Here is a 23568-nt window from a genome sequence, read left to right as displayed (position 1 = left end):
CCGCCCGGCCCCCTTGGACGGGCGGCCCGGTGCCCTCCCACGCACGATGCGAGGGAGGCCCGCCGCCCGGCGGCCCCTGTCTGCGAGGCCCGCCACCTGGCGGCCCCCCACGGTCTGTGCTCTCGGGAGGACCTGCCATGACCGCCAGTCTGGAGCAGTTGCGCCGCTGCCACTTCGCCGTCGACCTGGGGGCGGCCCGCACACGCGTCTACGTCAAGGGCGCCGGCCTCGTCGTCGACCAGCCGTCCGCCGCCGCCGTGAACACCCGCACCGGCGCGCTGATCGCGGTCGGCGAGCTCGCGGAGAAGATGACGGGCCGCACCCCGGACTACATCCGGGTGAGGCGGCCGGTCTCCGGCGGCACCGTCGTGGACATCGAGATGGCGCAGCGCATGCTGCGCCATCTGCTCGGCGACAAGATGCGCCGGAGCCTGCGCCGCAAGCCGATCCTGCGCGCCGCGGCCTGCACCCCGCACAACGCCGACCCGCTCGCCCAGCGCGCCGCCATCGAGACGCTGGTCGGTCTCGGGGCCCGCCGTGTGGAACTCGTCGACACGCTGATCGCCGCCGCCGTCGGGTGCGGGCTGCCCGTGGAGCAGCCCGAGGCCACGATGATCATGGTGTGCGGGGCGGCGGCCACGCAGGTGGCCGTGCTGTCCCTGGGCGCGATCGTCTCCGCCGAGCGGATCCCGGTGGGCGGCGAGGCCGTCGACCAGGCGATCGTGCAGCACCTGCGCCACGAGCACGAGCTGATGCTGCCCAGCCAGTCGGTTCGGCCGCTGCAGCTCGCCCTGTCCGGCAACGGCCTGACCCCACAGGGCCCGGCCTCGACGGAGATCCACGGGCGGGACGTCGCCACGGGCCTGGCCCGCTCCGTGCAGGTCGACACCGCGGCCGTACGGGACGCCATCCAGACGCCGCTCACCGCCATCCTGGACGGCATCGGCAAGGTGCTGCGGTCCTGCCCGCCCGACCTGGTCGCCGACCTCGCCGACCGGGGGATCATGATGGTCGGCGGCAGTGCCCTGCTGCCGGGCCTGGACCAGATGCTGCGGCAGGCGACCAACATGCCGGTGCACATCGCGGAGCGCCCGGACGTGTGCGCCGTGCAGGGCCTCGGCGCGATGCTGGAGGGCCGGATCGAGCCCCTGGCGCTGGACCCGCTCGGCAGCTGACCGGAGCGGGGCCCGGCCTCAGCGGGCGAACCAGCAGCGCACGGTCGTCCCGTCGTCGCCCCGGTGCACCCGCACCAGGTCGGCGATCAGGTTGACCAGGAGCAGCCCGCGCCCGCCGCGCTGGTCGCGCGGTACGGGCTTGCGCCCGGCCAGGACGTCCGCGAGCCGCCCCCCGTCGCGCACCTCGCACACCACGTACCCGTCCTCGGCCCACACCCGCAGCACGCCCGAGCCGCCGCCGTGCACCACGCTGTTCGTGGTGAGCTCGGCCGTGGCGAGGGCCAGGTCGTCCAGCTTGACGCCGCCGAGGCCCAGCCGCGCGGCCTCCCCGACGGCCACGTGCCGGGAATGGGAGAGGGAGTCGGAGTCGAAGGCGAACGTCAGGGCGTACGGCACGGGCGCCAGCGGCTCGTTGTAGCGGTCGACGACGGCCCCGGGGGCGTACGCGTCGCTGTCCCGCGCCGTCCGGGAGCCGGAGGGGATGACGGTGGGGTGGGTGGCGTACGCGTCGGTGAGGACGTGGTCGGGAAGCCGCTCGACGTCGTACGGACACAGGATGGTCGCGGTACGGCCCCGGAAGGCCGCGTTGATAAGCGCCTCGTGCTGGACGCACGCCGGGTACTCGGTGTCGGAGCGCCCCGCCCAGATGGGTTCGCCGATGATCCGCACCCGGCGGCCGGCCGGGTGGGCGTCGGCGAACGCACGCAGCACCCCGGGGATGATCCGCCCCGGGTTGCGGCCGGCCTCCCGCATGTCCAGGAGCCGCACGTCCCCGGCGGCGTCGCCCAGGGCGTCCCTGATGAGGGCGAGGTTCTTGCCGGGCACCGCGACCGCCACGGGTTCCCCGGCCTCCAGGCCGTCGCGGACGAAGGGCACGGTGCCGTCGAGGTACTCCTGCTCGTCCCGGTAGAAGAGGGCTGGGTGGACGAACGGCTCCAGGGGCCCGAAGGGCTCGCTCAGGGCAGCGGTCATGACGGCGCAACCTCGATCCCCGTCTGGTTGGGCCACAGCAGGTCGAGCGTCCGCCGCAGGGCGGCCGGCGGCCGGCGCACCACGAACCGACGGCCGTCACCCAGCTGCCCGGCGGCGGCCGCGAGCGCACCGGCGCCCGCGACGTCGACGAACGTCACATCGGACAGCTCCAGGTAGTACACGTCCTCACCTTCACGAACGGCCTGCTCCAGTACACCTTCCCAGATCGCACGTGTCGTCAGGCCGACCTCCCCCGCGGCCCGGACGCCCCGCCGCCCGGCCAGCGGGAACACCGCCAGGGCCGGCGCGGGGCCGCAGGGCCCGGTGGCGGGCACCGGATACTGAGTGTTCACGCCCTCTCCCCACGCTCCTGGACCACAGCGCTCGTACCCGTCCCGGGACAAGCTCATTCCCCCGTTCCGTGTGTAGTACGCCGTACGGCGGGCAGGCGCACCTCACACCGACGTCCACGGGGGCGAATGACGTCGTGCAGTCCGGCGAGACGAACGACGACCGACGAGGACCGACAAGGCGGTGACATGACGTCAGCGGCATCACCACATCTCACAGGAGGGCTGAACACCCTGGTCAGCCGTGGCCGCGTCGATGCGGACCGTGCCGAGCTCGCCCCGCGGGGTGAACTCGTCCACGGCTGCGCGGACATCCTGGCCAGAACCCTGTCCGACCTGCCGCCCACCGTCACCCGGGTCGACCTGGACATGGGGGACGTGCACTTCATGGACACGGCCGGACTCCAGTTCCTCGACGTGCTCGGGGACCACGCCCGGCAGCGGTCGCTGACGGTCACGCTCACGAACTGGAACGGCCAGCCGCGCCGGATCCTGGAGCTGGCGGGGCTGGACCCCACCGATCCGCTGGCCGGCCCGGACACCACCGGCCCGGACGGCACCGACCCCGCCCGGCCCACGGGCCACGACCCGGCCCCGGGCCCCGTGCCGCCGACGGCTCCCGCCTCCTCGGCGGTCGCCATGGAACGCGCCGAGCGCCTGCACATCCTCCAGGAGGAGGTCGAGCAGCTCCGTCAGGCCATCGTCTCCCGCCCGGTCATCGACCAGGCCCGGGGCATCCTCATGGCCACCCACGGCTGCACGTCCGACGAGGCCTGGCACATCCTCCGGGAGACCTCCCAGCTCTCCAACACCAAGCTCCGCGAGGTCGCCGCCGCGGTCACGGCCGGCGCGGAGGCCGACGGCCCGGCGCCGCCCCCCGAACTCCGCACAGCCCTGCAGAGGGCCCTCGCGCGACGCCGCCCCCAGCCGGGCTGAGTCCCCGGCGAGCCGTTCGCCGAGCCGCCCGACCCAGGGGCCCGGCGAGCGGCCGTCGCCGGTAAAACCCTCTGACCGGCCTCTGAGCCTCTCCCCCACACTCCTCGCACGCAGCCGTGCGCTCCGCACCCCCGGCCGTTTGTGCGGAAACCCGGCGGGTACCCGGCGGCGGCCCGCTCCGGCCCTCTGCCGAGGAGTACCCTCATGGGTTTCAACCCTCTCGAGCACCAAGGCATCCCCCTGGACCGTCAGCTCCGCAGCTGGCGGGAGCTGGACGTCGAGCCCATCGACCCGGACCACGCCGACCCGTACACCCGCTGCCGGATCATCACGATGAACGGCATCGAGGTCGAGGCGATCCTGTTCAGCCACCAGTTCGCCCGCCGCTGCCCCGACCCGGAGGTCAAACGGCAGCTGGCGGAGGTCCGCTACATCGAGCACCAGCAGCAGAAGACCGTCAACTGGCTGCTCCCGGGCCTCGCCTCCGTCCTGGAGACGACCATCGCCTACGAGCAGGTCGCCGTGGACCTCACCGGCTGGATCGCCCGCCACGAGCCCGACCCGTATCTGAAGCAGGCCTACGAGTTCGGGGTGCTGGAGGACTTCGACCATCTGTACCGGTACGCCAACCTCTACGAGATGATCGAGCACCGCAAGGCGGAGTCGATCGTCGACAACCTCACCGAGGTCATGCCGGGCCGGCCGACGAAGTTCCACCACCGCCACCCGCACGACAACGTGCGCGAGCCGTACGACCGTTCCACCACGAACCCGCTGTCGAAGCTGCACGCCCTGACCATCATGTCGGCGGAGCAGCAGACCATGAACTTCTACATGAACGTCGGCCCCCAGTACATGGAGCCGATCGCCCGCCGGCTCTACCAGGAGATCGGCCTCATCGAGGAGGAGCACGTCACCCACTACGAGTCGCTCGTCGACCCCGGGGAGACGTGGTGGGAGCAGCTCGTCAACCACGAGTACAACGAGTGCTACCTGTACCACTCCTTCATGGAGCAGGAGCCGGACCCGAAGGTGCGGGCGATCTGGGAGCTGCACCTGAACATGGAGCTCGAACACCTGCGGATCGCCTGCGACCTGATGCGCCGCCACGACGGCCGTGAACCGCGGGAGATCCTCGCCCCGGAGCTGCCGAACGTCCTCACGTTCGAGCAGAACAAGGTGTTCGTCCGCGACCTGCTGGACACCCAGATCGATCTGACCACCCTGGGCACCGGCTACGTCCAGGACGCGCACGAGCGGTTCCAGCGCATGCAGGAGCAGATCCACGGCGGCGAGGAGCCGCCCAGCGAGCGCGTGTTGGCCCAGCACCGCGAGATGTTCGGCCGTGAGTACCGCGTCGAGACCGAGGGCGGCCACCCCGACCTCGCCTCCCGGGAGAGGGACTGACATGGCCGGAATCACCGCGAGCGACGCCGACGTCGTGGCCCTGCTCATGCGCCGGCACGGCGACATCCGCAACCTCTTCGACGAGGTCGAGCGGGCCACCGGGGACGAGCGCCGGGCCGCCTTCCGCCGGCTGGTCCAGCTGCTGGCCGTGCACGAGACGGCCGAGGAGGAGGTCGTCCGCCCTTTCACCCGGGCCAACGTGCCGGGCGGCGAGCAGGTCGTGGCGGACCGGCTGCACGAGGAGCGGGAGGCGAAGGAGCTGCTGTCCCGGCTGGACGGCATGGACACCGACGACCCGAAGTTCCTGCCGGAACTCCTCGCCCTGCGCCTGGACGTGATGGCGCACGCCCGCGCCGAGGAACGCTACGAGTTCACCCACATCCGGCGGCACGCGGACCAGGCCCGCCTGGCGTCGATGGCCTCGGCCCTGAAGGCCGCCGAGGCCATGGCCCCCACCCACCCGCATCCCGGCACGGAGTCCGCGGTCAGGAACCTCACGCTCGGCCCGCTCGCGGCCGTCGTCGACCGCACCCGGGACGCCGTCCGCAAGGCCCTGGGCAAGGACGGGTGACGTACCGCCGGTCGCTGGCCGGCGGGGCGCTGTCCGGGGTCGGCGTCGCCGCGTTCGTCGACGAGACCGTCTTCCACCAGCTGCTCCACTGGCACCACTTCTACGACAGGTCCACCCCCGACGTGGGGCTGGTCTCCGACGGCCTGTTCCACGCCGGGGGCTGGCTGGCCATGGTGGCGGGCCTGTTCCTCTACGCCGACCTGCGCCGCAGGGGTGGCCCGCTGCGACCCGCGTGGTGGTCCGGCTTCTGCCTGGGCCTCGGCGGGTTCCAGCTCTACGACGGCACCGTCCAGCACAAGCTGCTGCGCCTGCACCAGATCCGCTACGAGGTCGATCCGCGGCCGTACGACTGGACGTGGAACGTCGTCGCGGCCCTGTTCCTGGTGGCCGGCCTGCTGCTGTGGCGCCGGGCCCGGCGCGCCGGGCGCGGGGGGCCGCGGTGACGACCCCGGGCGCCCTGCCCGTCGTCGTGCTCCTGTGCTGTCTGCTCTACACGGCGGCCGCCGCCCGGCTGCGGCACCGCGGCGACCGCTGGCCCGTGCGGCGGGACGCGGGGTTCTGGCTGGGCGGCGGCCTGCTCGTGGCCGCGTTCGCCGTGCCGTGGCAGGCGTGGCTGCCGCCGTTCACCGCGCACATGGCCGCCCATCTGACGGCCGGTATGGCGGCCCCGCTGCCGGTCGTCCTCGCCCGCCCCGTGACGCTGGCCCTGCGCACCCTGCCCGCACCCGGCCGCCGCGCCCTGGTCGCCCTGACCCGCTCCCGCCCCGTCACGGCCCTGGTCTTCCCGCCCGTCGCCGCCGCGCTGGACGTCGGCGGCCTGTGGCTCCTGTACCGCGCTCCCCTGTCTCCCGCCCTCCACCACCACCCCCTGCTGTACGTCCACCTGTTCGCGGCCGGGACGCTGTTCACCTTCGCCCTGCTGGCCGTGGACCCGATCCGCCACCGGCCGGGCCTCCCGCTGCGGGCCGGCACCCTGCTGGCGGCCGCCGCGGCCCACGCCGTCCTCGCCAAGGGCCTGTGGGCCACACCCCCGCCCGGCACCACCCCCACCCCCTCCGACCTGCACCTCGCGTCGCAGGTCATGTACTACGGCGGTGACGTGGTGGAGATCGCCCTGGCCGTGCTGCTGGCCGGCCAGTGGTACCGCGCGCAGGGCCGGGCGCTCGCCCGCCGTGGTGCGGCGCGGCCCAGGGGGGTACTCAACCGACGACAGCGACCTCAGGAGGCACCGCCATGAGCGAGCAGACCCCGTCCCAGGCCGAGGGCGACCGCGACGACGAGCAGGACACCACTCCCCGGCCCACCCCGTCCCAGGCGGAGGGCGACCAGGACGAGAGCGACACGGAGGACGACGACACGGCGTCTTAGACAGGGACGACACCGCGTCGAAGACCGGGACGACACGGCGTCGGAGACAGGCACGCCGCCGCACGCCCAGGACGTACCGTCCTCGGTGTGAGCGATGTGCCTCCCGCGACCGCAGCACCGGCAGACGGACGCGAGCCCTCCGCACCGCCGGTCACCGGCGACGACCCGGCACTGCGGGCGGCCTACCGCCTGTGCCGGCGCCGGACCAGAGCCGAGGACCCGGCGGAGTACGCGCTGATCCAGCTGGTGCCCGCGCCCCTGCGCCCGGCGCTGCACGCCCTGTGGGCGGCGGCCAACGCCCTCGACGACCTGGGCGACGACCGCACCGCGCCGGCTGCCGAGCGGGCCGCCCGGGTCGAGGCCTGGATCACCGCCCTGCACCGCGAACTGCCCACCGGGACGAGCCCGGACCCGGTCCGCCGCGCCCTGGTGGACACGGCGACCCGCTGGCGCCTGGACCTGTCCGAACTGCACGACGCCATGACCCAGGTCCGGGACGACACCGACGGCCGGCGCTTCGGCGACTGGACCGCGTGGCGCGCCTGGGGCCGGGACAACCTGCTGCCCTGGTTCGGCCAGGTCCGCACCGTCTTCGACCGCTCCGGCGTTCCCGTGGCGCTGCGCCTGGACACGCGGGAGAGCTACGAGGAGTTCCTCGACGGCGTCCGGCTCACCGACATCCTCAGCGACCTGTCCGCCGACCTCGCCCAGGGCGACCTCCTCCTGCCCGAGGAGGCGCTCGACCGGCACCCCGGGTCGGCGGACGACCTGGTGCGCCGCCGCTGGAGTCCCGCCGTGGCCGCCCTGGTCACGGACCTGACCGGACTGGCCCGCCGGTGGGTGACCCAGGACTCCCTCGTCCGCGGCATGCACCCCGGCCCCGCCACCGTGCTGCAGACGATGGCCGCCCTGCTGCGCGCCCAGCTCGACGCCGTCGACTCCGCCGGTCCCGCCCTCCTGCGCGCCCGGCCCCGGCCCTCGCTCCGCATCCGGACCCGCATCCTCGCCCCGGCCCGGGCCCGCGCCGCCCTGGCCTGGAGCCTGACCCCGCTCACGGTGCCGCCACCGCAGCGGCCCGGCCCGCACCGGCCCCCCGCGGCCGCCCGTCCCGCACCCACTGCCGTCCTCCGCCTCCCGCCGCCCCACCCCAGCGGCCAACGCCCCCCGCGGATCCCGCCCGGCCGGCTCCCCCACCACGTCGCCGTGATCATGGACGGCAACGGGCGCTGGGCCCAGCAGCGCGGCCTGCCCCGGCACGAGGGCCACCGCGCCGGCGCCACCGCCGCCCGCGAGGTGGTCCACGGCGCGCTGGAGCTGGGCCTGCGGCACCTGACCCTCTACACCTTCTCCACCGAGAACTGGAGCCGCGACACCGAGGAGGTCGACGCGCTCCTCGACGTCCTGCGCCGCGAACTGGACGACGATCCCTTCCGTGATCTCGACGTCCGCCTGCGCTGGCACGGCCGCGCCGGCCGCCTGCCTCCCGACCTGGTCGACCTCCTCCACCTCCGGGAGCGCACCACCCGCACCCGCACCGGCCTGACCCTGACGATGTGCATCGACTACGGCGGCCGGGACGAACTCACCCGCACCGCCGCCGCCCTGGCCCGCCGGACCCGCAGCGGCCACCTGGACCCCGACCTGATCACGGAGGACGACTTCGCGCGCCACCTGCCCCAGCCGGACCTGCCGGACGTGGACCTGCTCTGGCGCACCGGCAACGAGCAGCGCACCTCCAACTTCCTGCCCTGGCACACGGCCTACGCCGAGCTGCACTTCACCCCGGGCCTCTGGCCCGACACCGACCGCCGCGACCTGTGGCGGGCGGTCACCGCGTACACCCACCGCCAACGCCGCCACGGCACCGCTCCACCCGGCCCGGCTCTGCACCCGGATGCACCACTAGGTGTCCTACGTCACAGTGGAAACAGAGCGCAAGAGAACGGTGGAGTGACATGAACGCCTTCCCCAAGCCCGTGATCGACGCCATGGCCGCGCGGGCCATGCGCCTGCACCACATGCTGTGGCACACCGCACGCGACTCCTGGGCGGTCCTCACCCCGCAGGAGAAGGCGGTCTTCCGCGACCACGGCTGGGATCCGCCGCGCCCCTCCCTGACGGCGCCGCACCCTGTCACCGGCGTCCGGTCCGTCGAGCGCGACAACGGCTCGGGCGAGGACTTCCTGTACATGCACCGCGAGATGATCGCCTCGGTCGACGAGATCCTCGCGGAGGTGGGTGACCCGCAGCACCCCCGGGTGGAGGGGTGGCCGACGGTCCCCGCTCCCGATGACACCGCGTACCCGGTCCCGCCCGCCTTCGACATCCCGGACGACGCCGCGACCTCCGACGCCATCCGGAGTGCCAAGACCCAGGCTTCGTTCGATCAGATCCGCGCCTGGGAGGCGGAGTTCACCGACCCGGCCAGGCTGCGCCAGATGACGCTCCGCCGCCTCGGCGCCCGGATCGAGTTCGGCATCCACAACCGGATGCATCTGCGCTGGGCCGCCGAAATGCCCGCCTACCGGCCCGGCGGGGACGTCTTCAGCGTCGATCCCCGCTGGGACGACTCCGAGTACGACTGGCTCGCCGACACCTACTCGGCGCATGTGAACCCGGTCTTCTGGAAGCTGCACGGCTGGGTGGACGCCCGGATCGACGACTGGATGGCCGCCAACGAGCTGACGGGTCCGGTCCCGTGGAGCTTCGACCCGCCGTGGAGCGGCCCGGAGGACCACCATCACCACCGCGTCTCCGGGCCCGCGCTGGAGTCGCGTCTCAGCGGCCTGGAGTCCACGGTCGAGCAGCTGAAGCAGGCGGGCATCGCCCAGCCGGCTCGCTTCCCCGTCTTCGAGGACGTCTGAGCGGACCGCTCACTGCGCGACGTAGCCGCCGTCGACCGGGAGCGCGACGCCGACGACGAAGGCGGCCCCGGGGCTGCACAGCCACAGGAGGGCCTCGGCGATCTCCTCCGCGGTGCCCAGCCGGTTGATGGGCTGATTGGCTTCGGCCTCGGCCCGGTCGAGTTCCTCCCTGGCGATCATGTCGCTGACCATGGGCGTGTCGATGGTGCCGGGGCATACGGCGTTGACGCGGATGCCGCGCGGGGCGTACTCGAGGGCGGCACTGCCGGTCAGGCCGATCACGCCGTGCTTGGTGGCGTGGTAGGAGGCGCGGCCGGGGAGGCCGACGAGGCCGCCGAGGGAGGAGCAGTTGACGATCGCGCCACTGCCCCGGGCGCGCATGTGCCGCAGTTCGTGCTTCATGCAGGTCCAGACCCCGCGCAGGTTGACGGCATGGACGCGGTCGAACTGCTCGGCGCTCTCCTCCGCGGCGTCGACGGGCGGAATCTGGATGCCGGCGTTGTTGTAGGCCATGTCGAGGCGGCCGAAGGTCTCGACCGTGCGGTCGACGGCGGCCGCGACCTGGTCCTCGTCGCTGACGTCGCAGGTCAGGGCGAGTACCTGGTGACCGTCGCCGACGAGCTGCTCCGCGACCGTGTTCAGGGCGGTGCCGTCGACGTCGGTCAGGGCGACGGCGGCGCCGGACCGGGCGAAGGCCCGGGCGGTGGCCAGGCCCATGCCGGAGCCGGCGCCGGTGACGAAGGCGACCTGCCCGCCGAAGTCGTAGCTGGGGTTCATCTGTGCCTCCTGGGTGTTGCGGGGTGGGCGCGGGCCGGAGCGGCCGGTCAGTCGGTGGCCGGTGCCGCGGCGTACTCCTCGTCGGTGACGGGGGTCAGCCAGTGCACGACGTCGTGGTCGGCGTCGCCCTCGTTGATGGCCAGGTGCACCATCAGCCGGTTCGGCGCGGCGCCGTGCCAGTGCTCCTCGTCGGCCTCGAACAGAACGCGGTCGCCGGGCCGGATGACCTCGACCGGCCCGCCCCGGCGCTGGCACAGCCCGACCCCCTCGGTGACGAAGACGGTCTGGCCCAGCGGGTGGCGGTGCCAGTGGGTGCGCGCTCCGGGCATGAAGTGCACCAGGGCCGCGCTGACCCGGGACGGGGCGGGCGCCGCCGCGACGGCGTCGATGTAGACGTCGCCGGTGAACCAGTCGGCCGGGCCCTTGACGGTGTCGATCGAGCTGCGGGTGATCTGCAAGGTCTGTCTTTCCTTCGTCGTGAGCGTCACGCGCCTCACCCGGTCCGCGAGCACGGCCGGGGGCGGTCCGCGAGCACGGCCGGGCGAAAAGCACCACGCCCTCCAGGCAACGCCCTCCGCCCGCGCGCAACCAGTCACCGTCGAGGGGTGTACCGGCAGTACACCCGTCCCACGGCGGGCACGCCGTACCGTCGAGGGGTGGACAACCGTGAAGAGGTCCGCGAGTTCCTCACCTCGCGGCGAGCGAAGATCACTCCGGAGCTGGCCGGCCTGCCCGCCGGGAGCCGCAGGCGCGTTCCCGGCCTGCGCAGGAGCGAGGTCGCGGCCCTCGCCGACATGAGCGTCGAGTACTACGCGAAGCTGGAGCGCGGCAACCTGGCCGGCGTCTCCCCGGCCGTCCTCGAAGCCGTCGCCCGCGCCCTCCGGCTCGACGACGCGGAACGCGCCCACCTCCTCCACCTGGCGCAGGCCGCCGACGGCACCGACGCTCTCACGCGCCCCCGGCGCCGCTCCACCCGGCAGTGGACCGCGCACCGCAGTCTGCGGTGGACCCTGGACGCGATCACCACCGGACCGGCCTTCGTGCGCAACGGCCGCATGGACATCCTGGCCGCCAACCAGCTCGCCCGCGCCTTCTACAGCGATGTCTACGCCACACCGAGGAACCAGGCGAACCTCGCCCGCTTCAACTTCCTCGACCCCGCCTCACGCCGCTTCTACCCCGACTGGGACCGGGCCGCCGACATCGCCGTCGCCATCCTGCGCACCGAGGCGGGCCGCAACCCCCACGACAAGGACCTGCACGACCTCGTCGGTGAACTGTCCACCCGCAGCGACGAGTTCCGCACGCGCTGGGGAGCCCACAACGTCCGCCACCACGGCACCGGCACGAAGCGCTTCCACCACTCGGCCGTCGGCGGACTCACCGTCGCCTACGAGGCCATGGAGATGGCCGCGGAACCCGGCCTCACCCTCACCGTCTACACCGCCGAACCCGGCTCCCCCTCGGAGGAGGCCCTCCGCGTCCTGGCGTCCTGGGCCGCCACCCAAGGGGCCGACTCGCCCGCCCACCAGGCATGACGAGACATTCACGCAGGTCATGGACCTGCGCAGTGGGGCAGCAGGTGGGACTCGACCCCACGGCCGACGGATTATGAGTCCTTTTCTGATCTTGCCTTCCTGACCCTTCGGCCCTTCCGTCCCCTGCGTGTCCCCTGGCGGTCCCCGGAGAGCCCTCCCGCCAGCCCTCCGGCGGGGCGGGACCCCTCCGCTAGGCACATGCGAGCATGTATATTGATATATAACTCCGGATATACAAGGGGGTCGCTATGAGCCGCACCGTGATCGATCTCGACGACGAAGCGCTGGAGGCCGCAGCCAGGGAGCTCGGCACCACGACCAAGCGCGACACCATCAACACTGCCCTGCGGGAGATCACCGCCCGCTACCGACGACTGCGCGCTCTCGGAGAGGCCCGCGAACTGGTCGCCGAAGGCGCCCTCGACATGGACATCCTCCTCGACAAGAGCAAGTACCGGCCCACCGGCGGGCAGGACGGTGTCCACGACGCGGGAGCAGATGGGTGACTGTCGCCGACTACCTGATCGACACCTCCGCCCTCGCCCGCGTCCTGCTCGGACGGACCACGGCCGAGTGGGACGACAGGATCGCCGCGGGACTCGTCGCCCTGTGTGACATCACCGAACTGGAAGTCCTCTACTCAGCCCGCTCGGCGGCGGACCGGGAGCGTGTGAAGCGCGCACTGGATGCCCACTACACGTGGTGCCCCATGCCCGACGGCATCTACCGACGCGCACGCGTCGTCCAGGAACTGCTCACCACCAAGGGCGAGCACCGCAGTGCGGGCCCTGTCGACCTGCTCGTCGCCGCCGCCGCTGAAGAGGCGGGGCTGACCCTGCTCCACTACGACCGCGACTTCGAGACGATCGCCCGTGCGACCGGACAGCCCGTACGGAGGATCGATCTCAGGAACTGACCGGACTCAGGACCGTCAGGCGCCGTCCGGCACGCGGACGAGCGGCCGCCGGGCCCGCCCACCTTCACAGTCCGTGCCGGTCGAGGACGCTCATCAGTTTCCGCCTGCGTTTCAGTTCCATCCGCAGGTCGGTGAGAAAGAGAGTGAACGCGTCCTCGGTCCCCAGCGCGCGATGGCAGTCACGGGCAGCCTGGAGCAGCCGTGCCAGGTGCTCGTAGGCGCGGTCACCCGTCGGCTCCTTCGACCGCTCGATCAGCCGCAGGTACACGCCGAGCGCCTCGGCCGGGCGCGTCTCGCGCGACTGATCGGCGAGCTGCGCCCACTGCCGGTCGTCGGCGCGGCCGGCGGCCTCCCGCCAGGCGGCGTCCAGGTCGCCGTCATCGAGCAACGCGTCGATCAGTACGGGCCCGCCGTACCGGCCGCCGCGCTCACGACGGGCCTCCTCCTCCAAGGTAGCCAGCGCCGCCGCGCGCTCGGCCTCCCAGCAGTCCGCCGCCCCGGCGACGGAGCGCAACTGCCGGTAGGCGGCCAGGGACCGCTCGAGACGGAACCGGTCCCGGCGCACCGCGACCGCGTCGGCCGCCCGCCCCGTCTGCGCGTACCGCGCGCACACGTAGTCGACCAGACGGCCGTCGATGTACGTCTCGGCGGCGCAGGCCCGGAGCCCGCGCTCCGCCCAGGCAAGCGCCTCGTCCGCACGTCCCGCCGATTCCACCTCCTCGGCGATGAGCAGATGGGTTGCACCGGTCGGGCCGAGGTCCTGCGCATGCAGAGCGACCAACGCGTCGACGTTACCCTCTGCCTTGATCAGACGCTCCATCAGATACCTCTCCGCCCAGCCGGATGGCCTGCGCCTGAGTGCCTCGGCCGCCAGCTGCCGAATGCGGGCCAGTCCGCTCGGCCCCAGCACGTCGGCATAGTCGAGCGGATCCAGGTCCGTCACATCGCTGTCGTCGGCGAGCAGACGTCCTACCAGCCACTCCGCCAGCCGCTCCGGATCGGGGCGTGCGACCCCGCAGGCCTCCAGATGGACCTCCGCCACTGCCGCGACGGCCTCCCCGACCAGGCCGTCCGAGTCGTCGATCTCCCCGTACGTCTCTCCCAGCACCCGGAGCGCCTCCTCGGCCAGAGCGACCGCCTGCGCGGCCTCCCCGTCGGCGGTCAAGGCACGCAGGGCACTCGCCGCCTCGGCCACCTGTCGTCCATACCCGGAAGCATCCGCGTACTCGATGTACCCGTACCGGGCGAACGGCCGCGGATCGATCAGCGCGATGATCCGATCCCGGACCGTACCGAGGTCGGTGCGAGCAGCGGCTGCCCGCAGCTCCAAACGTCGGCGCAGTTCCCGGTCCTCGGCGACCTGCTCCCGCACCAGCACCAGGAGTTGGTCGCGTGACAGCCCTGAAAGCCACGCTTCCAAGCCGGAGGACCGTGCCCGCGCCGCGGCCCACTGCTGCGGAATCGTCTTCGCCCGCCGCAACACGGCCAACCCGACCGCCACACAGTGCTTGCAGAAGTTGCCCTCCTGCCCGTACGGACAACCGCACCATCCCGAGATCCCGTCACCCCCGTCGAGCGTGAGCTCCACCTCGTAGACATCCGTACCGTGCACCACGGCGGTGACCGAGCCCTCTCCCACGTCCAGACCACTCACCGCGTCCAGATACCCCAGCCCGCGCTCGAAGGACCGAGCCCCGGCCAGCGCCTTCAGATCGCCCTCGCCGAATCCCACCACTTTCCGTGCCACACCGGCATTCAACTGTGGATCGGCAGCTCTTTGGAAACCGGAGCAGACCCGGCAGTCAACATGTGTGGTCGCGTGCGACGACTGAGCACCCCATCGAGCAGGGGGACTTCGGCGCACCAGCGATGACGTGGGCGGGTGAGATGTCCGTGTGCGCTTCCATTCTGACCTTCGGCCCCGCGTACGCGGGGATGACTCCTACGTCGCCACGACGTTGGACGACCTGCACACGTAGGCCTCGCGCATGCGGGGACAGGTCGTAGTGATGCGCCCCGGAGACGTCAAATCACCGAGGTCAGAAGCCGACAGACGTGTTCCTGCCTCCGGAGATCAGGCTCGTGCGTCTCGCTGCTGAACTTCCTTGAGGACTCCGGCCACCGTCGCGAAGTCATTGTCCACGTGGAGGACGGTGTGCCCATGGTGGACAGCTGTCGCACACACCAACAGGTCGATCGCTCCCGCCGCCCGATGCTGGCCCCTCTGGGTCAGTTTGTACTGGGCGGTGTCGACCCACCGCCAGGCGTTCTTTGGAACCGGAGAGAGCAGACAGAGCGCGTCCAGTTCCTCGGCCAGCTCATCTCGGTGAGACGGGCTGGTCGCCGAGTAGAGGAATTCGGCACGTGTCGGCTCGCAGATGTGGAACACCCCGGCGGCGATGTGTCCCTCCCAGGGGCGCAGCGCACCTGGGGTACGGAACAGATGCCACAGAGCCGAGGTGTCCACCAGATACGTGATCACTCGAAGGCCTCGCGCCGCGCACGCTTCTCGGCTTCATGCGCCGCCGCGGCCTGCTCGAACTCGCCGCGCTCACCTCGCGCGGCCAGCTTCTCCGCGGCCTCGAGCCTCTTGATCCGCGCCACGTAGTCCCGAAGCGCCGCGTTGACGGTCTCCTTCTTCGTCGTGGCACCCATGAGCCGCATGGCCTCGGCCAGCGCCTCGTCGTCGAGATCAATCTGAGTGACGGACACCGGGGACACCTCCAACATACGCAATGTATGCATCCAAGATACATCGCCAACATTGCATGCGACGACCGATACCAAAAGACCGCTCACCAGTGGGGCCTGCTGCACCCCGGCACGAATCACCCCATGGGACCTATGGCCGACTTGACCGTAATCGGCGTCCCGAATCTGTCCTGCGGATCATGAAAACACGTATGTAGACGCTCTACGAGCGTCCCTCAACTCGCTATCCAGCCCGCATAGTCGCTGGCCAGATCGATTCTCCTCGCGTAGCGAGTGGTGGGGCGGGTGGGACTCGAACCCACGGCCGACGGATTATGAGTCCGCTGCTCTAACCGGCTGAGCTACCGCCCCATAGCGGCGTGTCGCGTACAAGTGTGCGCGCCGTCTGCCGCAGCATAGCCGCTCATACGATCTCCTGCTTCGGATGGTCGGCTCGACCACTGCGCTCGTGACCTTGATGACTCCGCCGCGGGCCGGACGGTTCCACCGGACATGAAAAAGGACCCCTGAGGGGTCCTCGTTCACCATGCTCCCCCGACTGGACTCGAACCAGTAACCTGCCGGTTAACAGCCGGCTGCTCTGCCAATTGAGCTACGGAGGACCGAGCTCCCCGGACTGGACTCGAACCAGTAACCTGCCGGTTAACAGCCGGCTGCTCTGCCAATTGAGCTACCGAGGAAGGTCTCGTTGCATCGAACGTACCTACCTGGGTATTCGCCAGGGGGCGCGCGCTCGCTGCGACACATACATTAGCGCAAGCAGGGGGGTGCTTCGCCAATCGGTACTCCCCGGCGCCGACGCCGCACCGGAGACCTACGCAAGGGAAGGGTGGCCGCCATGCGTTACCGGCTCACGTTCGTCGCCGGAGTCGTCCTGGGTTACGTGCTGGGCACGAGGGCCGGACGCGAGCGCTACGAGCAGCTGAAGAAGTCGGCACGGCAGTTCGCACAGAACCCCGCCGTCCGCAACACCGCGGAGTCCGCGGCCCAGCAGGGCCGCGAGATCGCGGGCAAGGCCTACCACGTGGTCAGCGACAAGGTCGGCGACCGCGTCCCGGACTCGGTCGCCGACCGCGTCCGCCACCTCCGGGAGCGGGCCACCCACAACGGCGGTGAGGACGACTGGGGTACGAGCAATACGTAACAGTTCGGCTGTGGTGCCGGACACGGTCATCTGCTCAGGGGCACGGGGAACTGCGCGACCAGCCACGAAGCACCCGCACCCGAAACCCGGCATGCACCCCTACGGCGCCCACGGCCCGAGCCAGTGCAGCGGTACGGCAGAATTTTGGCCATGGGGATAGTCGCCGGGTTGGACAGTTCACCCGATTTCACTCGTATCGTCGTCTGTGACACGGACACCGGAGCCGTGCTCAGGCAGGGATATGCACCGCATCCGGTGGAGAGCCCCGAGGGCGGCGGCCGGCCGTCCGACGTCGACCCGCAGGCCTGGCTGCTGTCCCTGGGCGAGGCCGCGGGCGGCGGGCTGCTGGAGGGCGTGCAGGCGATCGGCGTCTCCGCGCAGCAGAACGCCGTCGTGCCGCTGGACGCGCAGGGCAACACCGTGCGCCCGGCGATGGTCGGCAACGACAAGCGCACGCAGGTCGCCGCCGCCGACCTGGTCGACGCGCTCGGGGGGCGCGAGGCGTGGGCGCAGGCCGTGGGGTGTGTCCCGCAGGCCGCGCAGCCGGTGACGAAGCTGCGCTGGCTGGCGCGGACCGAGCCGGAGAACGCGCAGCGCACCGCGATCCTGCTGCAGGCGCACGACTGGCTGGTGTGGCAGTTGCTGGGCCGGCCGGTCAGGAGAACGACCGACCGGGGCGGGGCGTCCGGGACCGGGTACTGGTCGGCGGCGACCGGCGCCTACCGGCCCGACCTGGTCGAGCTGGCGCTCGGGCACCAGGTGATGCTGCCGGAGGTGATCGGCCCGGCGGACGCCGCCGGTACGACGCCGGAGGGGCTGCTGATCTCCGTCGGGACGGGCGAGACCATGGCCGCGGCGTTCGGGCTGGGCATCGGCCTCGGTGACGCGGTCGTGTCGCTGGGTGCGTCCGGGTCCGTGATGGCCGTGCACCCCGAGGCGCTCGTCGACGGCTCGGGCATGATCACCGCGCTCGCCGACGCGACCGGCATGCACCTGCCCGTCGTCACCACGCTGAACGCCGTGCGGACCCTGCGCGGGGCCGCCGAACTGCTGGGGATGCCGGACCTGGAGAGCCTGTCCGACCTGGCGATGAAGTCGACGCCCGGGTCGCACGGGCTGGTGCTGCTGCCCTATCTGGAGGGCGAGCGGACGCCGAACCTGCCGCACACCGCCGGGACCCTGGCGGGGCTCAGGCGGGAGTCGATGAAGCCGGAGCATCTGGCCCGGGCGGCGTTCGAGGGCATGCTGTGCGGGCTCGCGGACGCGCTGGACGTGCTGCGCGCCCGGGGTGTGGAGGTGCGCCGGGTGTTCCTGCTCGGTCCGGCCGCCGAGCTGCCCGCCGTGCAGGCCGCGGCGCCCTCGCTGTTCGGGACACAGGTCGTGGTGCCGCAGCCCGCGGACTACGCGGCGATCGGCGCCGCCCGGCAGGCGGCCTGGGCGCTGGGGGTGTCGCAGGGCACGCTCGACACGCGGATGCCGCCACTGTGGCAGGGCGCGGTCGCTCAGGTGCTGGAGCCCGGGGAGGAACTGGCGGTGGGGCAGGCGGTGCGGCAGCAGTTCGTGGCGGTGCGGGAGCAGACCCACCCCGGAGCGTTCTGACCGCCTGTTGGGTTAATTGGGTTGAGGTAACGCCGGTGGAGTGTTCGACGATAGGGGCCAAGGGCAACCAACCGCCCCCTCGCCCACTCCGAGAGAAGCAGCGTGCTCATACGACTTCTGCGATCCCATCTCCGGCCGTACAAGAGACCCATCGCCCTGCTGGTGCTGCTGCAGTTCCTGCAGACCTGCGCCACGCTCTACCTGCCCACGCTGAACGCGGACATCATCGACCAGGGTGTCGTCAACGGCGACACCGGCTACATCATGGGCTACGGCGGCCTGATGATCGCCATCTCCCTGGTGCAGGTCGTGTGCAACGTCGGGGCCGTGTACTACGGCGCCCGTACGGCGTCGGCGCTCGGGCGGGATGTGCGCGCTGCCGTGTTCGACCGGGTGCAGTCGTTCTCCGCGCGTGAGGTCGGTCACTTCGGGGCGCCGTCGCTGATCACCCGGACGACGAACGACGTCCAGCAGGTGCAGATGCTGGCGCTGATGACGTTCACGCTGGTGGTGTCGGCGCCGATCATGTGCGTGGGCGGCATCGTGCTGGCGCTGGGTCTCGACGTGCCGCTGTCCGGGGTGCTGGTGGCGGTCGTGCCGGTGCTGGGGATCTGCGTGACGCTGATCGTGCGGCGGCTGCGGCCGTTGTTCCGGTCGATGCAGGAGCGGCTGGACGCGGTGAACCGGGTGCTGCGCGAGCAGATCACCGGCAACCGGGTCATCCGGGCCTTCGTGCGGGACGAGTACGAGCAGCAGCGCTTCCGGAAGGCCAACACCGATCTCACCGACTTCGCGCTGGGCACCGGCAACCTGCTCGCGCTGATGTTCCCGATCGTCATGACGGTGGTGAACCTGTCGTCGATCGCCGTGGTGTGGTTCGGGGCGCACCGGATCGACAGCGGCGGGATGCAGATCGGTGACCTGACGGCGTTTCTCGCCTATCTGATGCAGATCGTGATGTCCGTGATGATGGCCACCTTCATGTTCATGATGGTGCCGCGCGCGGAGGTGTGCGCCGAGCGCATCCAGGAGGTGCTGGACACCTCGTCGAGCGTCGTGCCGCCGTCGGCACCGGTGCGGGAGCTGCGCCGGCACGGGCATCTGCAGATCCGCGGGGCCGGTTTCCGCTATCCGGGTGCCGAGGAGCCGGTGCTGCGGGCCGTGGACCTGGTGGCCCGGCCGGGTGAGACCACCGCTGTGATCGGCTCGACCGGCAGCGGCAAGTCGACCCTGCTCGGGCTGGTGCCCCGGCTGTTCGACGCGACGGAGGGGCAGGTGCTCGTCGACGGGGTCGAGGTGGCGGAGATCGATCCGCGGTTGCTGGCGCGGACCGTCGGGCTGGTGCCGCAGAAGCCGTACCTCTTCGCGGGGACGGTGGCGACCAACCTGCGGTACGGCAACCCGGACGCCACCGACGAGGAGCTGTGGCACGCGCTGGAGGTGGCGCAGGCCAAGGAGTTCGTCGAGGGGCTGGAGGGCGGGCTCGACGCGCCCGTCGCGCAGGGCGGGACGAACGTCTCCGGCGGGCAGCGGCAGCGGCTCGCGATCGCCCGGACGCTGGTGCAGCGCCCGGAGATCTACCTCTTCGACGACTCCTTCTCCGCGCTCGACTACGCCACCGACGCGGCCCTGCGGGCGGCGCTCGCGCAGGAGACCGCCGAGGCGACCGTGGTGATCGTCGCCCAGCGGGTGGCCACCATCCGGGACGCCGACCGGATCGTCGTCCTCGACGAGGGCCGCGTCGTCGGCACCGGGCGGCACCACGAGCTGATGGCGGACAACGAGACCTACCGGGAGATCGTGCTCTCCCAGCTCACGGAAGCGGAGGCCGCCTGATGGCCGGGCCCATGGGGCGGATGATGGCCGGGGGCGGCCCCGACCAGCGCTCGCTGGACTTCAAGGGGTCGGGCAAACGGCTCGTCGCGCGGTTCCGGCCGGAGCGGATCACCATCTACGCGCTGCTGCTGTGCGTGGTGCTCAGCGTCGGTCTCAACGTCGTCGGGCCGAAGATCCTCGGCAAGGCCACCGACCTGGTCTTCGCGGGCATCGTCGGGCGGGGCATGCCCGAGGGGGCGTCCAAGGAGCAGGTCCTGGAGGAGATGCGGCAGCGCGGGGACGGTGACGTCGCCGACATGCTCCGCAGCACCGACTTCACCCCCGGCGAGGGCATCGACTTCACCACCGTCGGGCATGTGCTGCTGCTCGCGCTGGGCGTGTTCACGGTGGCCGGGCTGCTGATGGCGGTGGCGACGCGGCTGGTGAACCGGGCGGTGAACCGCACCATGTTCCGGATGCGCGAGGACGTGCAGACGAAGCTGTCGCGGCTGCCGCTGTCCTACTTCGACAAGCGGCAGCGCGGCGAGGTGCTGTCCCGGGCGACGAACGACATCGACAACATCGGGCAGACGCTGCAGCAGTCGATGGGGCAGCTCATCAACTCGGTGCTGACCATCATCGGCGTCCTCGCGATGATGTTCTACGTCTCCTGGATCCTGGCGCTGGTCGCGCTGGTGACCGTGCCGCTGTCGTACGTGGTGGCCACGCGCGTGGGCAAGCGGTCGCAGCCGCACTTCGTGCAGCAGTGGCGCTCCACGGGCAAGCTGAACGCGCACATCGAGGAGATGTACACCGGGCACACCCTGGTGAAGGTGTTCGGGCGGCAGGAGGAGTCGGCGCAGCAGTTCGCCGAGCAGAACGACGCGCTGTACGAGGCGGGGTTCCGGGCGCAGTTCAACAGCGGGATCATGCAGCCGCTGATGATGTTCGTGTCGAACCTGAACTACGTGCTGGTCGCGGTCGTCGGCGGGCTGCGGGTCGCCTCGGGTTCGCTGTCCATCGGTGATGTGCAGGCGTTCATCCAGTACTCGCGGCAGTTCTCCATGCCGCTGACGCAGGTCGCGTCCATGGCGAACCTGGTGCAGTCGGGTGTCGCCTCCGCCGAGCGGGTCTTCGAACTGCTCGACGCGGAGGAGCAGAGTGCCGACCCGGTGCCGGGCGTGCGGCCCGAGGAGCTGCGCGGGCAGGTGGCGCTGGAGCACGTGTCGTTCCGCTACGACCCCGACAAGCCGCTCATCGAGGGCCTGTCGCTGAAGGTCGAGCCCGGGCAGACGGTGGCCATCGTCGGCCCGACCGGCGCGGGCAAGACGACCCTGGTCAACCTGCTCATGCGGTTCTACGAGGTCACCGGCGGGCGCATCACTCTCGACGGCGTCGACATCGCGCGGATGTCCCGGGACGAGCTGCGGGCCGGCATCGGCATGGTGCTGCAGGACACCTGGCTGTTCGGCGGCACGATCGCGGAGAACATCGCGTACGGGGCGGCCCGGAAGGTGACCCGCGGGGAGATCGAGGAGGCGGCCCGGGCGGCGCACGCGGACCGGTTCATCCGGACGCTGCCGGACGGGTACGACACGGTGATCGACGACGAGGGCACGGGTGTCAGCGCCGGTGAGAAACAGCTCATCACCATCGCGCGGGCGTTCCTGTCCGACCCGGTGATCCTGGTGCTGGACGAGGCGACGAGTTCCGTCGACACCCGGACCGAGGTGCTGATCCAGAAGGCCATGGCGAAACTCGCGCACGGGCGGACCTCGTTCGTCATCGCGCACCGGCTCTCCACGATCCGGGACGCCGACGCGATCCTGGTCATGGAGAACGGGGCGATCGTCGAGCAGGGCACGCACAGCGAGCTGCTGGCGGCCGGCGGGGCGTATGCGCGGCTGTACCAGGCACAGTTTGCGCAGGCGGTGGCGGAAGTGGACTGAGTCGCGTCACGGGGGTGCCGAGTGGGGTCGCGGGGCGGCTGCGGGCCGGTGGGGGCGGATCGCGCAGTTCCCCGCGCCCCTTGAGTACGTGCGGCTGACGTCCCTTCAGGGGCGCGGGGAACTGCGCGACCAACCCTCACCGGCCCGCGGACGGCATCAGTCCAGATAACCCCGCAGCTGGTCCGCGAAGGCATGATCCCGCAGCTTGTTCAGGGTCTTGGACTCGATCTGCCGTATCCGTTCCCTGGTCACGCCGAAGATGCGGCCGATCTCCTCCAGCGTGCGGGGGCGGCCGTCCGCCAGCCCGTAGCGGAGCTGGACCACCTTCCGCTCACGCTCCCCCAGGGTGGACAGGACCGCCTCCAGGTGCTCCCTGAGCAGCAGGAACGCCGCCGACTCCACCGGAGAGGTCGCGTCGCCGTCCTCGATGAGGTCGCCGAGGGCGACGTCGTCCTCCTCGCCGACCGGCGCGTGCAGCGACACCGGCTCCTGGGCGAGGCGCAGCACCTCGCCGACCCGCTCCGGCGGCAGGTCCAGGTGCGCGGCGACCTCCTCGGGCGTCGGCTCGTAGCCCCGCTCCTGGAGCATCCGGCGCTGGACGCGGACGACGCGGTTGATGAGCTCCACGACGTGCACCGGAACCCGTATCGTGCGGGCCTGGTCGGCCAGGGCGCGGGACATGGCCTGGCGGATCCACCAGGTGGCGTAGGTGGAGAACTTGTAGCCGCGGGCGTAGTCGAACTTCTCGACGGCGCGGATCAGTCCGAGGTTGCCCTCCTGGACGAGGTCGAGCATGGTCAGGCCGCGGCCGACGTAGCGCTTGGCGACGGAGACGACCAGGCGCAGGTTGGCCTCGATGAGGCGGCGCTTGGCCATCCTGCCCATGACCACGAGGCGGTCGAGGTCCAGCGCCAACTGGCTGTCGAGGTCGGGGGTGTTGCTCAGCTTCTCCTCGGCGAACAGGCCGGCCTCGACGCGGCGGGCGAGTTCGACCTCCTCGGCCGCGGTCAGCAGGGGGATGCGGCCGATCTCCCGCAGGTACTGGCGGAAGAGGTCCGAGGAGGGGCCGCCGGTCTCGGTGCGGGCCGGGGGCGGTTCGACGGCTTCGGGAGGCTCGGCCGCCTCGACGGACTCGGCGGCCTCGACGGCCTCGGCGGGCGGCTCCTCCGGCTCCGTCTCGGGGTGGTGCGTGACGCGGTTCTGCGCCGGGACCGCGGACAGGGCGTCGGCCTCCGCGTCCGGGGCTGTGCCGTCGGCGCCGAGGGCGGCACCGACGTCGGTCTGGGTGAGGGTCTGGGTCTGCACGGGGGCGACCTCCAGGATGATCGCTGCCAGGGGGTGCGGCAGCGGTACTTCGGGGGCGGAGTCGACGGCCTCGCCGCTTTCCGTCCCGTACGCGATGAGCGGAACCGCGGGGATCTGGGACCCGTCGGTGACGGATCGGCCGCGCTCCGAGGACTCAGGCACCGCAACCC

24 protein-coding genes and 3 tRNA genes are annotated in these 23568 nt (G+C 71.6%); 16 read left to right on the top strand and 11 right to left on the bottom strand.

Annotation, left to right across the window (positions count from 1 at the left end; translation table 11 throughout):
- Positions 1 to 137 precede the first annotated feature (137 nt).
- Positions 138 to 1175, top strand: coding sequence for a rod shape-determining protein (locus tag ACSUPV_RS28080; protein ID WP_031111833.1), 1038 nt, complete (start codon positions 138 to 140; stop codon positions 1173 to 1175).
- An 18-nt stretch (positions 1176 to 1193) separates the two neighbouring features.
- Here the strand turns inward: ACSUPV_RS28080 and ACSUPV_RS28075 are convergent, their stop codons facing one another.
- Positions 1194 to 2147: an anti-sigma factor RsbA family regulatory protein gene (locus ACSUPV_RS28075; RefSeq protein WP_031111832.1), complete on the bottom strand. Its 954-nt coding sequence runs from the start codon at positions 2145 to 2147 to the stop codon at positions 1194 to 1196.
- A complete protein-coding gene (locus tag ACSUPV_RS28070; RefSeq protein ID WP_359784147.1) occupies positions 2144 to 2500 on the bottom strand; it encodes an STAS domain-containing protein in 357 nt (118 codons plus the stop codon). The genes ACSUPV_RS28075 and ACSUPV_RS28070 overlap by 4 nt, the downstream gene beginning before the upstream one ends.
- A gap of 186 nt (positions 2501 to 2686) precedes the next feature.
- Between ACSUPV_RS28070 and ACSUPV_RS28065 the strand changes: the two genes are divergently transcribed.
- The 8 genes from ACSUPV_RS28065 to ACSUPV_RS28030 all read left to right on the top strand — a co-directional run bounded on the left by ACSUPV_RS28065 (position 2687) and on the right by ACSUPV_RS28030 (position 9643).
- Positions 2687 to 3433, top strand: a complete 747-nt coding sequence (locus ACSUPV_RS28065) for an ANTAR domain-containing protein (protein ID WP_436948797.1) — start codon at positions 2687 to 2689, stop codon at positions 3431 to 3433.
- A 204-nt stretch (positions 3434 to 3637) separates the two neighbouring features.
- The gene (locus tag ACSUPV_RS28060; protein WP_359784150.1) at positions 3638 to 4840 is read left to right on the top strand and encodes a hypothetical protein; all 1203 of its coding nucleotides are present in this window, start codon (positions 3638 to 3640) and stop codon (positions 4838 to 4840) included.
- Position 4841: 1 nt separating this feature from the next.
- Complete coding sequence (locus ACSUPV_RS28055; RefSeq protein WP_037767897.1) at positions 4842 to 5411, top strand: hemerythrin domain-containing protein; 570 nt, start codon at positions 4842 to 4844, stop codon at positions 5409 to 5411.
- Positions 5408 to 5854 (top strand): DUF2243 domain-containing protein, encoded by a 447-nt coding sequence (locus ACSUPV_RS28050; protein WP_031111825.1) that lies wholly within the window; start codon positions 5408 to 5410, stop codon positions 5852 to 5854. Before ACSUPV_RS28055 ends, ACSUPV_RS28050 begins: the two co-directional genes overlap by 4 nt.
- Positions 5851 to 6648 carry a cytochrome c oxidase assembly protein gene (locus ACSUPV_RS28045; RefSeq protein WP_436948796.1) on the top strand — a complete coding sequence of 266 codons (798 nt, stop codon included), beginning with the start codon at positions 5851 to 5853 and terminating at the stop codon, positions 6646 to 6648. Before ACSUPV_RS28050 ends, ACSUPV_RS28045 begins: the two co-directional genes overlap by 4 nt.
- The gene (locus ACSUPV_RS28040) at positions 6645 to 6779 is read left to right on the top strand and encodes a hypothetical protein (RefSeq protein WP_359784154.1); all 135 of its coding nucleotides are present in this window, start codon (positions 6645 to 6647) and stop codon (positions 6777 to 6779) included. The genes ACSUPV_RS28045 and ACSUPV_RS28040 overlap by 4 nt, the downstream gene beginning before the upstream one ends.
- 87 nt (positions 6780 to 6866) lie before the next feature.
- The gene (uppS, locus tag ACSUPV_RS28035) at positions 6867 to 8738 is read left to right on the top strand and encodes a polyprenyl diphosphate synthase (RefSeq protein WP_382615372.1); all 1872 of its coding nucleotides are present in this window, start codon (positions 6867 to 6869) and stop codon (positions 8736 to 8738) included.
- A complete protein-coding gene (locus ACSUPV_RS28030; protein ID WP_051649261.1) occupies positions 8735 to 9643 on the top strand; it encodes a hypothetical protein in 909 nt (302 codons plus the stop codon). The genes uppS and ACSUPV_RS28030 overlap by 4 nt, the downstream gene beginning before the upstream one ends.
- Positions 9644 to 9652: 9 nt before the next feature.
- Here ACSUPV_RS28030 and ACSUPV_RS28025 read toward each other — a convergent pair whose 3' ends face one another.
- Both ACSUPV_RS28025 and ACSUPV_RS28020 read right to left on the bottom strand, forming a co-directional pair.
- On the bottom strand, positions 9653 to 10420 hold the full coding sequence (locus ACSUPV_RS28025) for an SDR family NAD(P)-dependent oxidoreductase (RefSeq protein ID WP_436948795.1): 768 nt from the start codon (positions 10418 to 10420) through the stop codon (positions 9653 to 9655).
- Between the two features lie 47 nt (positions 10421 to 10467).
- Complete coding sequence (locus ACSUPV_RS28020; protein ID WP_037767902.1) at positions 10468 to 10878, bottom strand: (R)-mandelonitrile lyase; 411 nt, start codon at positions 10876 to 10878, stop codon at positions 10468 to 10470.
- A 198-nt stretch (positions 10879 to 11076) separates the two neighbouring features.
- On the opposite strand from ACSUPV_RS28020, the gene ACSUPV_RS28015 reads away from it, so the two are divergent.
- From ACSUPV_RS28015 to ACSUPV_RS28005, 3 genes are all read left to right on the top strand, one after another.
- Positions 11077 to 11958: a helix-turn-helix transcriptional regulator gene (locus ACSUPV_RS28015; protein ID WP_436948794.1), complete on the top strand. Its 882-nt coding sequence runs from the start codon at positions 11077 to 11079 to the stop codon at positions 11956 to 11958.
- 248 nt (positions 11959 to 12206) lie between these two features.
- The gene (locus tag ACSUPV_RS28010; RefSeq protein WP_382615374.1) at positions 12207 to 12464 is read left to right on the top strand and encodes a type II toxin-antitoxin system VapB family antitoxin; all 258 of its coding nucleotides are present in this window, start codon (positions 12207 to 12209) and stop codon (positions 12462 to 12464) included.
- Complete coding sequence (locus tag ACSUPV_RS28005; RefSeq protein ID WP_037767911.1) at positions 12461 to 12874, top strand: PIN domain nuclease; 414 nt, start codon at positions 12461 to 12463, stop codon at positions 12872 to 12874. Before ACSUPV_RS28010 ends, ACSUPV_RS28005 begins: the two co-directional genes overlap by 4 nt.
- Before the next feature lie 64 nt (positions 12875 to 12938).
- Here the strand turns inward: ACSUPV_RS28005 and ACSUPV_RS28000 are convergent, their stop codons facing one another.
- From ACSUPV_RS28000 to ACSUPV_RS27975, 6 genes are all read right to left on the bottom strand, one after another.
- The gene (locus ACSUPV_RS28000; RefSeq protein WP_436948793.1) at positions 12939 to 14621 is read right to left on the bottom strand and encodes an SWIM zinc finger family protein; all 1683 of its coding nucleotides are present in this window, start codon (positions 14619 to 14621) and stop codon (positions 12939 to 12941) included.
- 327 nt (positions 14622 to 14948) lie between these two features.
- Positions 14949 to 15356: a PIN domain nuclease gene (locus ACSUPV_RS27995; RefSeq protein ID WP_425247524.1), complete on the bottom strand. Its 408-nt coding sequence runs from the start codon at positions 15354 to 15356 to the stop codon at positions 14949 to 14951.
- On the bottom strand, positions 15353 to 15586 hold the full coding sequence (locus ACSUPV_RS27990) for a type II toxin-antitoxin system VapB family antitoxin (protein WP_031111806.1): 234 nt from the start codon (positions 15584 to 15586) through the stop codon (positions 15353 to 15355). The genes ACSUPV_RS27995 and ACSUPV_RS27990 overlap by 4 nt, the downstream gene beginning before the upstream one ends.
- 274 nt (positions 15587 to 15860) lie before the next feature.
- Positions 15861 to 15937 (bottom strand) — tRNA-Ile (locus ACSUPV_RS27985).
- A 178-nt stretch (positions 15938 to 16115) separates the two neighbouring features.
- Positions 16116 to 16188 (bottom strand) — tRNA-Asn (locus ACSUPV_RS27980).
- A gap of 5 nt (positions 16189 to 16193) precedes the next feature.
- A tRNA-Asn gene (locus tag ACSUPV_RS27975) sits at positions 16194 to 16266 on the bottom strand.
- Positions 16267 to 16424: 158 nt separating this feature from the next.
- On the opposite strand from ACSUPV_RS27975, the gene ACSUPV_RS27970 reads away from it, so the two are divergent.
- From ACSUPV_RS27970 to ACSUPV_RS27955, 4 genes are all read left to right on the top strand, one after another.
- A complete protein-coding gene (locus ACSUPV_RS27970; protein ID WP_031111805.1) occupies positions 16425 to 16730 on the top strand; it encodes a YtxH domain-containing protein in 306 nt (101 codons plus the stop codon).
- Positions 16731 to 16880: 150 nt separating this feature from the next.
- Positions 16881 to 18329: a xylulokinase gene (locus ACSUPV_RS27965; RefSeq protein WP_382615375.1), complete on the top strand. Its 1449-nt coding sequence runs from the start codon at positions 16881 to 16883 to the stop codon at positions 18327 to 18329.
- Between the two features lie 102 nt (positions 18330 to 18431).
- The gene (locus tag ACSUPV_RS27960) at positions 18432 to 20165 is read left to right on the top strand and encodes an ABC transporter ATP-binding protein (protein WP_436948792.1); all 1734 of its coding nucleotides are present in this window, start codon (positions 18432 to 18434) and stop codon (positions 20163 to 20165) included.
- Positions 20165 to 22093 (top strand): ABC transporter ATP-binding protein, encoded by a 1929-nt coding sequence (locus ACSUPV_RS27955; protein ID WP_031111799.1) that lies wholly within the window; start codon positions 20165 to 20167, stop codon positions 22091 to 22093. The genes ACSUPV_RS27960 and ACSUPV_RS27955 overlap by 1 nt, the downstream gene beginning before the upstream one ends.
- A gap of 156 nt (positions 22094 to 22249) precedes the next feature.
- On the opposite strand, the gene ACSUPV_RS27950 is transcribed toward ACSUPV_RS27955, so the two are convergent.
- Positions 22250 to 23560, bottom strand: a complete 1311-nt coding sequence (locus ACSUPV_RS27950; RefSeq protein ID WP_436948791.1) for an RNA polymerase sigma factor — start codon at positions 23558 to 23560, stop codon at positions 22250 to 22252.
- Positions 23561 to 23568: the final 8 nt, after the last annotated feature.

Origin of the sequence: Streptomyces sp. SudanB52_2052 (assembly GCF_964272415.1) — a bacterium.
GTDB lineage: Bacteria > Actinomycetota > Actinomycetes > Streptomycetales > Streptomycetaceae > Streptomyces > Streptomyces olindensis.
The sequence above is the reverse complement of the archived record's forward strand: the minus strand, read 5'-3'. Positions and strand labels throughout refer to the sequence as shown.

Bases quoted from the DNA above. Each gene is read 5' to 3' on its own strand.
- ACSUPV_RS28065 (WP_436948797.1), top strand. From the start codon at position 2,687: ATGACGTCAGCGGCATCACCACATCTCACAGGAGGGCTGAACACCCTG.
- ACSUPV_RS27955 (WP_031111799.1), top strand. From the start codon at position 20,165: ATGGCCGGGCCCATGGGGCGGATGATGGCCGGGGGCGGCCCCGACCAG.
- ACSUPV_RS28055 (WP_037767897.1), top strand. From the start codon at position 4,842: ATGGCCGGAATCACCGCGAGCGACGCCGACGTCGTGGCCCTGCTCATG.
- ACSUPV_RS28080 (WP_031111833.1), top strand. From the start codon at position 138: ATGACCGCCAGTCTGGAGCAGTTGCGCCGCTGCCACTTCGCCGTCGAC.
- ACSUPV_RS28040 (WP_359784154.1), top strand. From the start codon at position 6,645: ATGAGCGAGCAGACCCCGTCCCAGGCCGAGGGCGACCGCGACGACGAG.
- ACSUPV_RS28030 (WP_051649261.1), top strand. From the start codon at position 8,735: ATGAACGCCTTCCCCAAGCCCGTGATCGACGCCATGGCCGCGCGGGCC.
- ACSUPV_RS28025 (WP_436948795.1), bottom strand. From the start codon at position 10,420: ATGAACCCCAGCTACGACTTCGGCGGGCAGGTCGCCTTCGTCACCGGC.
- ACSUPV_RS27965 (WP_382615375.1), top strand. From the start codon at position 16,881: ATGGGGATAGTCGCCGGGTTGGACAGTTCACCCGATTTCACTCGTATC.
- ACSUPV_RS28075 (WP_031111832.1), bottom strand. From the start codon at position 2,147: ATGACCGCTGCCCTGAGCGAGCCCTTCGGGCCCCTGGAGCCGTTCGTC.
- ACSUPV_RS27970 (WP_031111805.1), top strand. From the start codon at position 16,425: ATGCGTTACCGGCTCACGTTCGTCGCCGGAGTCGTCCTGGGTTACGTG.
- ACSUPV_RS28060 (WP_359784150.1), top strand. From the start codon at position 3,638: ATGGGTTTCAACCCTCTCGAGCACCAAGGCATCCCCCTGGACCGTCAG.
- ACSUPV_RS28010 (WP_382615374.1), top strand. From the start codon at position 12,207: ATGAGCCGCACCGTGATCGATCTCGACGACGAAGCGCTGGAGGCCGCA.